The sequence below is a fragment of the Streptomyces sp. EDA2-14 genome, assembly GCF_054963755.1.
On the sequence record NZ_JBUEGE010000002.1, the window covers coordinates 472,341 to 486,643 of the forward strand.

Annotated in this window: 9 protein-coding genes; 3 read left to right on the top strand and 6 right to left on the bottom strand. The window is 71.7% G+C overall.

The annotated features are described in order from the left end of the window. Positions 1-3: 3 nt before the first annotated feature. Complete coding sequence (locus tag ACY34M_RS08565; protein ID WP_462716604.1) at positions 4-891, top strand: alpha/beta fold hydrolase; 888 nt, start codon at positions 4-6, stop codon at positions 889-891. A 106-nt stretch (positions 892-997) separates the two neighbouring features. On the opposite strand, the gene fxsT is transcribed toward ACY34M_RS08565, so the two are convergent. From fxsT to ACY34M_RS08585, 4 genes are all read right to left on the bottom strand, one after another. Further along, a complete protein-coding gene (gene fxsT, locus ACY34M_RS08570; protein ID WP_462716205.1) occupies positions 998-4,924 on the bottom strand; it encodes an FxSxx-COOH system tetratricopeptide repeat protein in 3,927 nt (1,308 codons plus the stop codon). Continuing rightward, the gene (locus ACY34M_RS08575) at positions 4,921-6,249 is read right to left on the bottom strand and encodes a TIR-like protein FxsC (RefSeq protein WP_462716204.1); all 1,329 of its coding nucleotides are present in this window, start codon (positions 6,247-6,249) and stop codon (positions 4,921-4,923) included. Before ACY34M_RS08575 ends, fxsT begins: the two co-directional genes overlap by 4 nt. 63 nt (positions 6,250-6,312) lie before the next feature. Further along, positions 6,313-7,092: an AAC(3) family N-acetyltransferase gene (locus ACY34M_RS08580; protein WP_462716203.1), complete on the bottom strand. Its 780-nt coding sequence runs from the start codon at positions 7,090-7,092 to the stop codon at positions 6,313-6,315. Beyond that, a complete protein-coding gene (locus ACY34M_RS08585) occupies positions 7,085-9,157 on the bottom strand; it encodes an FxsB family cyclophane-forming radical SAM/SPASM peptide maturase (RefSeq protein WP_462716202.1) in 2,073 nt (690 codons plus the stop codon). Before ACY34M_RS08585 ends, ACY34M_RS08580 begins: the two co-directional genes overlap by 8 nt. A 482-nt stretch (positions 9,158-9,639) precedes the next feature. On the opposite strand from ACY34M_RS08585, the gene ACY34M_RS08590 reads away from it, so the two are divergent. Beyond that, positions 9,640-10,527 (top strand): DUF4231 domain-containing protein, encoded by an 888-nt coding sequence (locus tag ACY34M_RS08590; RefSeq protein WP_462716201.1) that lies wholly within the window; start codon positions 9,640-9,642, stop codon positions 10,525-10,527. Between the two features lie 7 nt (positions 10,528-10,534). On the opposite strand, the gene ACY34M_RS08595 is transcribed toward ACY34M_RS08590, so the two are convergent. Beyond that, on the bottom strand, positions 10,535-11,008 hold the full coding sequence (locus ACY34M_RS08595; RefSeq protein WP_462716200.1) for a hypothetical protein: 474 nt from the start codon (positions 11,006-11,008) through the stop codon (positions 10,535-10,537). A 122-nt stretch (positions 11,009-11,130) separates the two neighbouring features. After that, positions 11,131-12,135 (bottom strand): serine hydrolase domain-containing protein, encoded by a 1,005-nt coding sequence (locus ACY34M_RS08600; RefSeq protein WP_462724108.1) that lies wholly within the window; start codon positions 12,133-12,135, stop codon positions 11,131-11,133. A 140-nt stretch (positions 12,136-12,275) separates the two neighbouring features. Here ACY34M_RS08600 and ACY34M_RS08605 point away from each other — a divergent pair, with 140 nt between their 5' ends. Then, on the top strand, positions 12,276-14,225 hold the full coding sequence (locus ACY34M_RS08605; RefSeq protein WP_462716198.1) for a serine/threonine-protein kinase: 1,950 nt from the start codon (positions 12,276-12,278) through the stop codon (positions 14,223-14,225). Positions 14,226-14,303 lie beyond the last annotated feature (78 nt).

Below are 14,303 nucleotides of genomic sequence, written 5' to 3' on the forward strand. Positions count from 1 at the left end.
AAGGTGACGACGGGGGACGGACGTCAGTTGCGCGTGGAATGGGTGGGTGATCCCCGGGGCAGGCCCGTGTTCCTGCTGCACGGGATGCCGGGGAGCCGGGTCGGGCCGCGGCCCAGAGGCATGGTGCTCTACCAGCGGCGCACCTGGCTGATCTCGTACGACCGCCCCGGCTACGGCGGTTCGGACCGCCGGGCGGGGCGGCGGATCGCCGATGTCGTGGAGGACGTCACGGCGGTGGCGGAGCGTCTTGGCATCGAGCGGTTCGCCGTCGCCGGCCGGTCCGCGGGCGCGCCGCACGCCCTCGCCTGCGCGGCCCTGCTGCCCGACCGGGTCACCCGGGCCGCCTCCATGGTGGGACTCGCCCCGCTGGACGCGGACGGGCTCGACTGGTTCGCCGGGATGGCCGGGTCGAACGTCGCCGACTTCCAGGTGGCCGCCGCCGATCCGGAGGGCTTCGCGCAACGGCTGATCCCCAGGTCGGCCGCGATCCGCGGGAACCCCGCGCGGCTGATCGAGGAACTGCGCTCCGACTTGACCGACGACGACCTGCGGGTCGTGTCGGACCTGGGGATGCGGTCCATGCTGCTGCGCACGTACGGGGAGGCGGTCCGGCGCTCTCCGTACGGCTGGATCGACGACGCGCTGGCCCTGTCGCGGCCCTGGGGGTTCGATCCGGCGCTGATCCGGGTGCCGGTCCTGCTCTGGCACGGCCGGCGTGACGTGTTCTCGCCCGCCTCGCACATGCAGTGGCTGGCCGGGAGGATCCCGGGGGCGGTGGCGGTCCTCGACCCGGGCGCCGCGCACTTCGCGGCGCTGCGGGCCCTGCCGGGGGTGTTGCGGTGGTTGGTGGACGTGGACGGTGAGGATCGGGAGGGCAGCCGGGCCGCGTAGGGCGGGCGGCTGCCCCCGGGGTGGCGTCGCGGGGCTCTGCCCCGGACCCCGCTGCTCAATCGCCGCAGGGGCTTGATGAGTCACACCGCCGGCGGGGCTTGACGGGTCACACCGCCAGCGGCTCCAGGTCGCGGTAGACCCGGCGGTGCTGCGAGGCGACCCGGACCAGCCCGTTGTCGGCGCCGAGCAGACCGCGCAGCTCACTCACGACGTCCTCGTGGACCTGGTCCGACTCGTCCTTGCGGCCGAGGGTGCCCAGCGTCAGGGCGTGGTTGGCGCGCACCGCGAGCGTCTCCGGATGGTGCGGGCCGAGCACGACCGTCAGCTTGCGGACCGCGACGTGCTCCAGTTCCTCGGCCTCGGCGAGCCGGCCCAGATCGGCCAGTGCGTTGGCGTAGTTGATGCCGCAGAAGAGGGTGTGCGGATGGCGGGTGCCGAGGACCTCTCCCATCCGGGCGTGGGCGCGGGCCAGCACCTCGGCCGCCTGCTCCGGATCGTCGCAGCCCCAGTGGAAGATGCCCAGGTTGTTGAGGGCGGCCTGGGTGTACGGGTGCAACTCGCCGGGGACCTTCATGTATTCGGCGATGGCGGCCTGCGCGACCTCGCGGGCCTCCTGGCGCTCGTCGGAGGCGAACAGGTCGGCGGCGAGATTGAGGTCGCAGGCCAGGGTGTCCGGGGTGGAGGCGGGGAACTGGCTGCGGTACTCGGACCGGGTGGCCGTCGTCAGCCGTCGCGCGTCCTCGAACTGGCCGTTCCTGCGCAGCGAGACGGCCAGCGACTTGGCACAGGCGAGGGTGGGCGGGAAGGCCTTGCCCAGAATGCGCTTGTGGGCGTCGTAGGTGTTCGACAGCTGCTCCACCGAATCCGCGTAGCGGCCGACCTCGCGGAGGTCGCGGCCGAGGGCGCTGGCCGAGAAGAGCGTGTAGGGGTGGTCGGGGCCGAGGACCTCCCTGCGCCGGTCGAGGACGTCCTGGTCGAGGGCGCGCGCCTCGCCGTACTGGCCGACCATGCGCAGCGCGAGCGCCAGGTTGTTGGCGGCGGACAGGGTGCGCGGATGCGACTCGTGGAAGATCTGGCTGAACCCGGTGTGGGCCTCGCGGGCGAGGTTCACGGCGGACTCGTAGGAGCCGAGTGCGGCGAGGTCGCTGGAGAGACTGGACGTGGTGACGAACGTGTGGGGGTGGTGGTCGCCGAGCACGGCCCGCTGGCGTTCGAGCAGGTCGGCGTCGATGTCGCGGGCCTCGACATAACGCCCCTGGGAGCGCTGGATGTTGGCGAGCTGTCCGCGCAGGTACAGGTACTGGACGTCGTTCTCGTCCAGCTGTCGGCTCCAGTCGTCGAGGAGGTCCTCGGTGAGCCGGCGGGCCCCGGTGAAATCGCCGCGTTTCCACAGGTAGCGCACTCGGTCGATGAGCAGCCGCCGGGTCTCGGGCTCGGTGCAGTGCCGGGCGTCGCTGGCCGTGAGGTGGGGCCAGATGAGGTCGAAGCGCGGCCAGTTGCCGGGGTCGTCGGTGGGTTCGTCGTCGTCGGGCCTGGCCCCGGCGAGCACGCTGTGCACCACGTGCCGGGCGGCCTGCTGCTCCTCCTCGCTGAGCTGGGACCGGATGACGGCCTGGACGAGCCGGTGCACCTGGATGCTGTTGCCCACCTGGTCGATCTTGGCGAGGGCGAACCGGCCGATCTCCCGGATGACGCGGCCGAGCACCAGCTTCTCCTGGAGCGCCGGGTCGTAGGGTCGCAGCGCCTCGATCATCTCGCGGCTGTAGAGCAGTTGGTTGGAGATGGGCTCGGGGGCCAGGAACGCGCACAGTTGCAGCAGCCGCACCGAGGCGGGGGAGCGTTCCTTCAGGCGGGCGATGGAGATGTTCCAGGTGGCGGCGACGGACTCGGGATAGCCCGGTGCCTTGGAGACCAGCGCGAGCACCTCGGAGGTCTGCTCGGCGAGGTGGGCCAGATACTCCTCGACGGGGGTCGCGGTCTCGGCGAGCCAGGCCGCCGAGACCTCCACGGCCAGCGGCAGGTCACCGAGGGCCGCGGCCACCTGGTCGGCCTCGCCGGGGGTGAGACCCGGCGCGCGCCGGATGAGGTGCTCCACGCTCTCCTCGCGCAGGAACACGTCCACGCCCAGTGAGGCGCCCACCTGGGCCCACTCCTGGTTCCGGGACGTGACGAGGATGTGCCCCTTGCCGCCCGAGGGGAAGAAGCGGGTGAGCTTCTCCGGTTCGTCGGCGTTGTCGAACACCAGGAGCCAGCGGTCGGTGGGCCGCCCGGCCGAGAGCATGCGCAGCGCCTCGGAGCAGGCGAGCCCCATGTCGTCGACGCTCAGGCCGAGCCGGCCCGCGAGGTCGGCGAGCGAGGCCATCACGTTGTCGGTCTCCTCGGCGGATATCCACCACACCAGGTCGTAGTCAGCGAGGAAGCGGTGGACGTACTCGATGGCCACCTGCGTCTTGCCGACCCCGCCGAGGCCGTACAGCGCCTGCGGCTGTGGCAGTACCGCGGACATGCCGGAGCTGAGCTGGTCGCGCAGCCCGTCCAGCGTCAGCTCGCGGCCGGTGAAGGTGGAGTTGCGCGGCGGCGCGTTCCAGATCGAGGGGACCGTGCCGGGGAACCGGGGGCCCGTGCCGCTCGCCTCCTGCGGCGGCAGGTCGACCGCGCGCAGCAGGGTGGCCAGGCACTGGAGCTCGTCGACCCGGTGCAGATCGACCGGGTTGTACTCCAGGTACGAGGCCGGCAGCCGGGCGTCCTCGACCCGCATCGGGTGGAGCCGGCCGTGGCCGTCCGTCGCGAGCGACCGGGTCAGGGAGTTCCAAGCGGTCTCGGCCCGCCGGGACTTGAGGAACGACGGCGAGACCAGCACCAGGGTGTGGGCGCCCGCCTGCTGCTCGTTCGTGGAGGCCCGCTCGGACTCGGTGGACAGGTCCCGCAGCGTGACCCGGCAGCCGGCCCGCGTGAGCGAGTACTCGACCCAGTCGGCCCACATCCGGTTCTCCGCCACGTACACGAGGGTGGCCTCGGTGGCCGTGGCCTGCGGGCGGCGGCGTAAGTACGCCTCGCGGCAGCGCAGCCTGACCTGCTCGGCGACGGGCGCGAGCCGGGTGACCTCGCCGTCGCTGATGTGCGAGGTGAGCCGCTCGAAGGCCGACAGCAGGGAGTTGGCGACGCTCGGGTCGTCACCGACGGTCGCCAGCGTCTCCTCGTACGCGTAGTAGGGCACGTACGGGATCTCCACCGCGCCCCAGTACGTGGTGAGTTCCTCGGTGGACAGGCCCTCGGGCAGGCCGTCGAACTTGAGCCGGGCCAGCGCCCGTCCCGCGTCGACCTTCTCCTTCTCGTTGTCGTCGATGCGCATCGGCACCGGCAGCACCCGGATCGGCCGTCCCCGGTAACCGGTCTCGACGCTGCGGGCGACCGCGGCCGCCCCGTCGAGCGCCTGGTCGGAGAGGGTGAAGCAGTCGACGAGCAGATCGGGCATGTGGATGGTGCAGATGTCGGCGTTGTCGGACAGGCCGGTGCGTGAGTCGATGAGGACGTAGTCGTAGGTGGCCTTCATGTCCTCGCGCAGCGCGTCGAGGAACAGGCCGCCCCCGAGCCGCTCGTAGAAGTTGTCCCAGTCGAGCGCCGACACGCTCGCCGAGTACTCGCGGTTCTGCCGTCCCGCGGAGAGGAAGTCGAGCGTGGCGCCCGGCGGGAAGCGCCAGCCGAGGCGGTCGGGGCGCAGCGAGACGACGTGCGGTTCGACACGGGCCAGTTCACGGTGCCAGTCGCCGTCGCGCGGCGTCCCGGTGGTGGTCTGCCAGCAGTACTCGGTGATCATCTCGATGACGCCGTTGGTCGCCGCGAGCACCTTGGGGTCGAGAAACGGGTGGAAGAAGCGGTGCAGTCCCGGGGCCTCCAGGTCCCAGTCCACGACGAGGACACGTTTGCCGCCGGCCGCGAGAATCCACGCGGTGTTGGCGAGCGCCATGGTTCGACCGGTGCCGCCCTTGTACGAGTAGAAGGTGACGATCCGTCCGTCGCGGGCCGCGGTCATGCAGGTCCTCCAGGCGGGATGGGTGAATGGTCCGAGTGGGTCGGACCGGGCAGGGCCTGGCCCGGTCCTGTCAGCCGGGGCCGGGGTACGTGGTCACCGGTCGGCGGGTGCGGTTTGGCGTGCCGGAAGAAGCGGGCCGTCGCGTCGGCCATCACCTTGGGAAGCACCTCTTTGAACATGGCCAGGGACTGCACCCCCTCGGACGCCCTGCGGCACGCGACGCTCTCGCCCCGCTGACGCAGTGTGGGAAGGGTCTCGGTGACGGCGGCGAGCAGCCGCTGCCCCTGTGCGCCGTGATTGTCGGCGTCGGCCTGGCAGTGCGGCACGACGAGGCTGGTCCACGGCTGGGCCGCCCGGTCGAACGAGGCGAGCCGCTCGCGGCGGGCCGTGTCGCTGAGCGCCCATGGGTCGAGGAGCAGGATGTGCGGGCCCGGCTGGGCGTCCTCCGGCTGCCGACGGCCCGCGCTTTCGTCGAAGTCGTCCGTGACGGGCTGGTGGTCGAGGGAGCGGACGTGCTCGTCCACGATCCGCACCAGCGGAACCGTCGACTCGTGCAGATACGGGCGCCACTCCAGGGCCGAAGGCCCGTAGCACTCCGGGGCCCGCCCGGCCGGCAGCGTGTCGCTGGCCGGCGCCGCCACGGTGAGGCGGATGGCCCGCGAGCCCTGGCCGGGCGGCCGGAACGCGCTCGGTGTCTTCTCGTAGTCGAAGGGGTCGCAGGCGGGCGGCGCGCCGGTCTGGGCCACCTCGACGATGCGCTGTGCGAGCCGGAGCACGGCTTCCTTGTACGTCTTCTCGTGCCGGCTGACCTTGATCAGCCCGTAGAAGCCGTCGCGGGCGTAGTCCGTGCCGAACTCACCGGGCACGATCTGCAGGGGCCGGGCGGGTTCCGGCAGTTCCGTGGGGCGGACCGGGGTCCACAGGGCGGGGACGATCGCGGGGTACTCGCCGGTGCCGGTGTGCCGGGCCTTGAGGACCCGCTGGTGGAAGGCGTACCACTCGCGTCCGCACTCCGCGCTGGAGAAGTAGCGCGGCGTGTAGAGCGGGACGAACACCCGGCAGGTGGCGAGGCGGCTGCCGAGCAGCCCGGGCCAGCCGTCACCGGTCCGCAGCTGCTGGTCCATGAACCCGGCGTCGGCCGGGTCCTGGAGCGTGGTCATCTGGAGTATGTCGTTGCACAGGTCCTCGAAGAGCTTGCTCACCCAGTGGTTGGGGTCGACCCCTCCCGGAAACCGGGGTGTGTGCGCGTAGCTCAGGAAGAAATACGGAACCTGCGGTTCGACCGCGTGCCACCGCTCCGCCTGCCCCGCAGACTCCGACGTCATGTAACCCCCCGCCCGATCGGACTCCCAATGTGCCCGAAGCGGCGCTGGCGTACGCCGTGCGTTTCAGGTCAAACAAGGTCGTGGATCGGCCAAGTTGCCGACCGCGTGCTCCACGGCGTCCCGCATCGCGAAGAGCCGCACCGGCCGGCCGCCCAGCTCTTCCGTGCGCATCAGCGAGGCCGGCATCAGGCTGCCCACGTGGTTGAAGTCGGTGTCGTCGAGCACGGCGTCCGTGTACTCGATCCAGCTCCCGGCGCCGCTGCCGACCACACAGCGGTAGGTGCGCTGGGCGGGCTTCGGGGAGAGCCGGTACTCGGCGAAATGGAAAGCGCTGCACGTGCGGAACTCGGCCCGCATCAGCAGGATTTGGGCGTCCGCGCCGTACAGCTTCGCCATCGGTGAGCGCTCGCCGAGGTGGCAGTGCGGGTCGTGGTCCGCCATCAGCTCCGCCGCCCGGTGCCCCACGGCCGCGAACGACGTCTGCGGGTGCGTGCTGCGCACGGCGCCGGGGGTGCGGCGCACGCACTCGGCCAGCACACCGGTCTCGGGGCACGGGGTGTGTGCCGGGTCGAACGGCGGCATGGCCGCGCGGTATGCGGCTCGTTCGGCGTCCGAGAGGCCGGCGGTGCGCCGGTGGTGGGCGGTGGAGGTGTCGGAGTTCTCCGGCGTGAAGGTGGCCACGACCAGGGTGCCGTGCGGACCGAGCACGCGGCGCAGCGCGTCGCGGACGGCGCCTGCCTCCAGCCCGGTCCCGCTCAGCGCGGCGTGCACGAGCAGTGTTCCGCCGCGGCGGACGCCGAGCCGCTCCGCGAGCGCGGTCATGTCCGCGGCCCGCTCAGTCATGGCCCAGCTCGCTCAGGATCCGCTGGACCGCTTCCTTGCCGCTGCCCGTGAGCTGGTCCGCCGAGATCTCCCGCAGCGCCCCGCGGGCGCGCTCGCGGTCGTCGGCGGCGCCGGTGAAGGCGGCGGTCGCGGCCCAGTGCTCGGCCTCGCCGATGCGGCGCCCCGCGGGGCTTCCGGCGAGGCACAGGTCCGTGCACTCGCGCACGGCGTGCAGCCGGGCCGCACGGTGGGCGCGCAGGAGGCCGAGGGCCAGCTCCTCGGGGTCGGCGTCGGGGGCGACGCCGAGGGCGGACTCGCCGTGTGCCGCGAGGCGTACCCCGCCGCCGGGGGCGAGCGGTGTGACCACGCCGAGCGCGGCGCCGTGCGAAGGCACCCGGTCGTCCAGGATCCGTCGGGCCGCACGCCAGAGCTCGGCGAGCGGGGTGCGGTCGGTGGTGGCGAGCGGGGCGCCGAAGCGGTCGCGGTGCGGGTCGGCGTCGTCGAGCAGAGGGCTCGCGTCGTCCGTGTCGTCGACGGGGCACAGGGGCCGCCAGTGCGGTCCGTCCAGGGCGTAGGACCGCTCCTTGCCGTCCGCGTGCAGGACGAGGGAACGCCCGTCGGCCCCGCTCGTCGCCACCACGGGTCCGCTCGGCGCGGCAGCCAGGCGCAGCGTGCCCAGCGTGGGCAGATGCAGGGTCGGGCCCTGCGCGGGCAGGTCGACCCGCACCTGCACGCCGGCCCGCAGCGCGGCCGCGAGCGCCACGGCGGCCAGCCGGCCGGGACCGGGCCCGGCCATCAGCGAGGCGCGGACGTAGGGGTGGGCGAGGACGGCGTCCAGTGCCCGGGTCCCCGCGCCGTGGTCGACCGTGACGAACGCCTTCCAGGCCTGCTCGTCGATCGCCCGTGACGACAGCAGTACGCGATTCAACTCGCCCTGCGCGAAGTCGAGTTCACCGTCGTCGAGCACGACGGGCGAGGTGGCCCAGTCGGTGATGCGCGTCGCGACACCCTGGATGAAGGCCAGCAGATCGGCGCAGTACACGGACGGGTTGGTGAAGCCGGAACCGGTGCGGTACCGGTGGGCGTAGAGGCCACCGCCGCACGAGTCGAGGACCGGGCAGGTGCTGCAGGCGTCGGCGAGCCCCTCCGCGCCCGCCTGCCGCGCGCGGACACCAGGGTGCGCGGCCAGGGCCTCGAAGGTGTGCCGGTGCACGTCAAAGCCGGTCGAGGCCGCTCCGTCGTAGGCCGTCTTGAGCGAGTCGGCCTGCTCGAAGCTGCCGTCGGTCTCGACGACCGCCAGGTCGGACGGGGCGAGCCCGAGCGACTCGGTCATGCTGGGGCCGCCGCCGAGCGTGGAGATCACCGACTCGAACAGGCGCACCTCGCAGGGGCGGCCCTGTTCCTCCCAGCGGTCGAAGGCCGCGAGCAGCCAGTCGGCGTAGGGCGTCGCGGCGCCGCCGCGGTCCGGTGGGTGGTCCCAGGTGGCGTGCGGCAGCAGGTAGTCGATGCGCGGCGGGGCGAGTGCGGTCAGCGCGTCGTGCACGGCGACGGGGTCGTTGGCGATGTCCACCGTGCACAGCAGGCCCAGATACAGGTGGCGGTGGCGGTCCTCGCGCAGCAGGTCCACGGCGCGCAGCACGCGGTCGAAGCTGCTGCGGCCGCGCCGGTCGAGACGGTGCCGGTCGTTGGCCGCGCGGTCGCCGTCGAGGGAGATGCCGACCTTGACGTCGTACTCGTCGAAGAGCGCGAGATGGGTGCGGTTCAGCTGCACCCCGTTCGTGTGGATGCGCAGATCGAGACGGGTGACCGGGGAGAGGTGCGCGGTGAGTCGCTCGCACACGGCGCGCAGCCGGGCGGGGCCGGCGAGCAGTGGCTCTCCGCCGTGCAGAATCACGGCGACTTCTTCGAGTTCCAGGGATTTCGCGTATTCGGCGAAACGACGCGCTACAAGATCTGCGGTGTTTTCCGAAACGACCTTGGGGAGCGAGGTCCACGTGGTGTCTGCGTGCTCGTAGACATAACAATGATCACAAGCAAGATCACAGCGGCTGTGGACCTTGAATACGAGCTGCCGCAGCGGGGTCATTTGCCCACTTTAGTGGCAGCGTAAACGGAACCGCGCCACGGTTTTGGGGGATTGGCCGAAATGTGCGCGTGCTGCTCCGGGGGGTGGAGCAGCGAGCGTCAACCAAGCGATCAGAGAGCCGAGTTGAAGGTCAACCCCGTGCTGCGGACTGCACCGGAGAGGTGAGTGACGCGGTCCATGGAGCGGCGTGCCGCAGCGGTCCGGGGTGCGATCGAAGAGAGCGGGGTCGGCCGCTTGGTCTTTGAGGTGCTGTTCACCGCAGTCGAGAATCCGTTCACGGCCTTCACTTCTCCTTGGGTAAAAGTCACACTTACGCGCATCATAGGGCTGACATCCCGAGATCGCGCGCCGAATCTGGCTTGAAGTGAACGTTGGAGAAGCCGGGAAGTGCGCCCCGCGGGGTGACTTCGCCCTGAACGGGTGAAGGTAGGGGGCGCATTGTGGTCCATATACCGGCAAGTACGACGATCGGGGCGGCCCACTTGGCGCCTCTGTACGAGATCAACGACCGGCTCGCGGTCAGCCGTCAGGTCGAGAGCGCCAAGGCGGTGCGCACCCAGCTCGTGCTGCTGCTGACGGCCACCGCGATCTCCGCCGCGTCGGAGATGATCGGCTGGGACGGCGGTGCGTGGGTGGCGGCCGCCTGCTACGCGCTGGCGCTGCTGTTCGCGTTCTGGGTGGGCCGGCGCCGGGCGCGCGTTCACCACCAGGCCCACCGGGAGGCCGCCGAGTCGACGAAGAGCCTGTGCTGGCTCTACATGGCCGGTGGTGGGGATTTCCAGGTGGGGCGTGATGTCAATCCGGACGTACTCTTCGCGACCCGCCTGGACGACCGGTTGACGGAGCTTCTCAGAGTGGGGTGGGACATCAACCGGTGCGGCCCCCAGACCGTCGGCATCGGGCAGATCACGCCGGCCATGCGGGAGGTCCGTGGCAAACCGTTCTCGGTGCGCCGCGACATCTATCTGCGCGACCGGCTCCAGGAACAGCTCGACTGGTACGTCGGACGCCGCGAACGGGCGCGGCACTCGGCGGCCGTGTGGAACGTGGTGATCACCGTGTTCACCGCGCTCGCGTTCGCGATGACGGTGCTTCGGGCGTGGGCCTGGCACGACACCGACCTGACCGGGCTGTGCTCCGCGGCGGCCGCGGCCGCCGTCGCGTGGAACGAGACGCAGCGGGGCAAGCCCCTGAACTTCGCGCACCAGTTGATCGGTCAGGACCTCAAGGAACTGCGGGACGTCATGCGCCGCATTCCTCAGGGGGAGGGGGAGCACGCGGAGAAGGAGTGGGCCGAGGCGGTCGCGTCCGTCGAGCGGCTCGTCCTGCCGCAGCACACCGACTGGCTGGCCCGGTTCGGCGGCAAGTGACGCGGCCTCAGACGCGCACCGCGCCGGGGCGCCACAGGACCGACACCGGGACGCCGAGCAGCTGTGCGTAGGTGACGATCTCGGCGGTGCCGCCCTGGCCGCGGGACGGTTCGCCGTCCCAGACCGCGATGAGCCGGGTGCTGTGCTCGACGATCCAGCGCCCGGCCGCTTCGTACGCCTCGGGCGTGCACGTCGCGTACGGCATCCGTACGACGGTCCGGCAGCGGCGCAGCAACGAGCGGTAGGTGTGGACGGCGTCGGGGCTTCCCAGGTGCTGGACGTAGTCCTCGCCGGGCAGCACGGCGGTGACGGGGATGCCCGCGGCCAGCGCGAGTTCGGCGAAGTGCTGGTCCGCGCCCGCGGCGAGGCAGGTCAGTGCCGCCTCGGCCGGTTCCTTGAGCGCGATCTCCATCCGATGCCTGATGTCGGCCAGCGCGGTGTCCGGGATGTCGCGGTGTCCGGTGATGCCGATGCGGGCCATGGGGTCTCCTAGAGCGGGGCGGACAGTGCCCGCTTCCCTTGTGGACGCCGACCTGGGGCCGATGGTTGCGGAGGGCGGCACGGCACGGGTCCGGATGCTCGTGAGTCCTCTCCTACCCCGCTCTACCGCGGGCAGAACTCCGCGTCCAGTAGGCGGCGCTCGACGCGCTCGGTATCGGCGAGGTACGGAGCCGTCGCGTGGTACGTCAGCGTCCGTGAGCCGTCCTGCGTCGCCGCCGTGCGCACATAGGTGTCGGCGATGCGGCCGTTGTGGCCCCAGACCGTGGTGCCGCAGGGGAGTTTCTCCGGGTAGAGGCCCATGCCGTAACGGCCGCCCGAAGGGGTGGTGTCGAGCATGGCGCGCAGGGCCCCGGGCGGGAGGAGGCGGCCCGTCAGGAGTGCGGTGTAGAAGCGGTTCAGGTCGGGGAGCGTGGAGATCAGCTCGCCGGAGGCCCCGGCCGTGCGCGGGTCGAGGCGGACCGCGTCGGGGCCGTGCGGGCTGGGGACTGTCGTGCGGGATCCGGGGAACGTGGTGCCGGTGAGGCGGAGCCTGTCGATGATGCGGCGGCGGGCCTCCGAGGCGTAGGAGCGGCCCGTGACCTGATGGATGATCATGCCCAGGAGGACGTAATTGGTGTTGGAGTATGACCAGGTGCCGGGCCGCGCCGTCCGGGGCTCCGACAGCGCGAGCAGCACCGCTGCCCTGGAGGTCAGCGGGGTACGCCCGTGAGTGGTGGTCACGAAGTCGTAGAGGCCGCTGGTCTGGGTGAGCAGAGAGCGGACCGTGAGGTCGCGGGTGCCGCTGAGGCGGGGGAGATAGGTGGTGACCGGTGCCGACAGTTTCAGGCGTTTTTCCACCGCGAGTTGGAGGATTACCGTCGCGATGAAGGTCTTCGTGATACTTCCCGCGCGCAGATGATCGGAGCGGCTGAGGGCGGGGCTGGTGGTGCTGAAGTGTCCCGTGGTTCCCTCGGTGGTCAGGAGCGCCGCGGACGGGGCCTTGCCTCGCGTCACGAGCAGCGGAAGAGTGTCGTCCGCGAGGGTCGTCGAACCCGGCGCGCCCCACTGGGTCAGGCACAGAACGGCCAAGGTCAGCGGTATGGCCAGGAGTGTCCTGAACGCGGGCAACGACGGTCCCTTCGGCGGCGCGGGGCCACCATTGTGGGACGTTCTTGTGCGTGTCGGGTGGGGGTGACCCGGCGCGCGGAGTGGTGGTCCAGTGATGGGACAATGAAGGCTCTGTCAGGGCCGGTTGCTAGAGGGGACGCATGTCGGAGGCGGAGCGGGCGGGCGAGGCCCGTGAAGACAAGGGCACTCGTCAGGATTCTTCCGGTCGGGACACCCGGGGGGCGTCCAAGGACGCCCCGGAGGGCCGGCTGCTCGCCGGTCGGTACCGGCTCGGCGACGTGCTCGGCCGGGGCGGCATGGGCACCGTGTGGCGGGCCAAGGACGAGACCCTCGGGCGCACGGTGGCCGTCAAGGAGCTGCGCTTCCCCGGTGCCGTCGACGAGGACGAGAAGCGCCGCCTGATCACGCGTACGTTGCGTGAGGCGAAGGCGATCGCGCGGATCCGCAACAACGGCGCGGTGACCGTCTACGACGTGGTCGACGAGGACGACCGGCCGTGGATCGTCATGGAGTTGGTCGAGGGCAAGTCCCTCGCCGAGGCCATCCGCGAGGACGGTCTCCTCGAACCGCGGCGGGCCGCCGAGGTCGGCCTCGCCGTGCTCGACGTGCTGCGCGCCGCGCACCGCGAGGGCATCCTGCACCGCGACGTGAAGCCCTCCAACGTGCTGATCGCCGAGGACGGCCGCGTCGTTCTGACGGACTTCGGGATCGCGCAGGTCGAGGGCGACCCCTCGATCACCTCGACGGGGATGCTGGTCGGCGCCCCCTCGTACATCTCGCCGGAGCGCGCCCGCGGCCACAAGCCGGGCCCCGCCGCCGACCTGTGGTCGCTCGGCGGTCTGCTGTACGCGGCCGTGGAGGGCGTCCCGCCGTACGACAAGGGGTCGGCGATCGCCACGCTGACCGCCGTGATGACCGAGTCGGTGGACCCGCCGAAGAACGCCGGGCCGCTGGAGCCGGTGATCTACGGGCTGCTGGCCAAGGACCCCGAACAGCGGCTCGACGACGCCGCCGCGCGGTCGATGCTGAACGACGTCATCCACGCCCCCGAGCCGAAGCCCGCCCCCGAGCCGGAGCCGGTCGAGGCCACGAAGGTGGTGCCGCTGCCGCCCGCTCCCGAGCCGAAGAGGCGCAAGGAGCGCAAGGACACCAGGGCGGCCGCCGCCGCTGCCGCGGCCACTGTCGCGGCCAGGCGCGACGAGGCCGCGGAGAGGATGCGCGGCGCCCTGAAGAGCGTGCGCAAGGCGGCCGCCGCCGCGACGGCGCCGAAGGAGAAGACGGAGCCCGCGGCGACCGCGCCCGCAGGACCCGCGCCGGGCGCGGGCCGCCCTGGTGGCACGGCGGCCCTCGCGGACGCCCTGCGGGGCCGGGCCCTCGTCATCGTCTCGCTGGTCGTCGCGTTCGTCGTGCTCGCCGGCGTCCTGGCCCTCGCGCTGAACGGCGGCGACGGCGCGGACGCCAAGGGCGGGGACGGCAAGGGCGCTTCGGCGGGCCCCACGGCGGGCTCCGACGACAAGAACGCCGGGGGCGACCAGGACAAGGGGTCCGGGGACGACAAGAAGCCGGACGACAACAAGCCCTCCGAGAGCGCCGACAGCCCGTCCGCGTCCCCCAGTGCGAGTACGTCGCCGAGCGGTGACGCCGACAAGCCGGGCACCGCGGTCGAGCAGACGTACAAGGGCTCCCAGGGCTTCTCGATCGGTCTGCCGAAGGGGTGGAAGTACGCCTCGTCGGACCGTGCGGGGGCGCGCTTCACCGGGCCCGACGGGCAGCGGCTGCTCGTCGGCTGGACCAGCAGCCCCAAGTCGGACCCGGTCGCGGACTGGCGCAACCAGGAGCGGTACATGACCCGCTCGCAGTACCACCGCGTGCGCATAGAGGCGGTGGACTACCGGGACTGGAAGACGGCCGACTGGGAGTTCACCTACTCCGACGGCGGCACCAAGTGGCGCTCGATAGACCGGGGGACGGTGGTGAACGGCTCGCTGGGGTACGGGCTGATGTACACCGCCAAGGCCGACACGTGGGGCGACGGTCAGCGCAAGGCGACCTGGAAGACATTCACACACACGTTCAAGGCCAAGTCCTGAGCCAGTGAGCCGTGCGGCACGTATCGTGAATTCTTGCGGACGGTGCGCAATCGTGCGGCAGGGCCTGTGGATCAGGGG

Coding starts and splice junctions, on each gene's coding strand:
- ACY34M_RS08580 (WP_462716203.1), bottom strand. CDS start 7,092: ATGACTGAGCGGGCCGCGGACATGACCGCGCTCGCGGAGCGGCTCGGC.
- ACY34M_RS08605 (WP_462716198.1), top strand. CDS start 12,276: ATGTCGGAGGCGGAGCGGGCGGGCGAGGCCCGTGAAGACAAGGGCACT.
- ACY34M_RS08595 (WP_462716200.1), bottom strand. CDS start 11,008: ATGGCCCGCATCGGCATCACCGGACACCGCGACATCCCGGACACCGCG.
- fxsT (WP_462716205.1), bottom strand. CDS start 4,924: ATGACCGCGGCCCGCGACGGACGGATCGTCACCTTCTACTCGTACAAG.
- ACY34M_RS08585 (WP_462716202.1), bottom strand. CDS start 9,157: ATGACCCCGCTGCGGCAGCTCGTATTCAAGGTCCACAGCCGCTGTGAT.
- ACY34M_RS08575 (WP_462716204.1), bottom strand. CDS start 6,249: ATGACGTCGGAGTCTGCGGGGCAGGCGGAGCGGTGGCACGCGGTCGAA.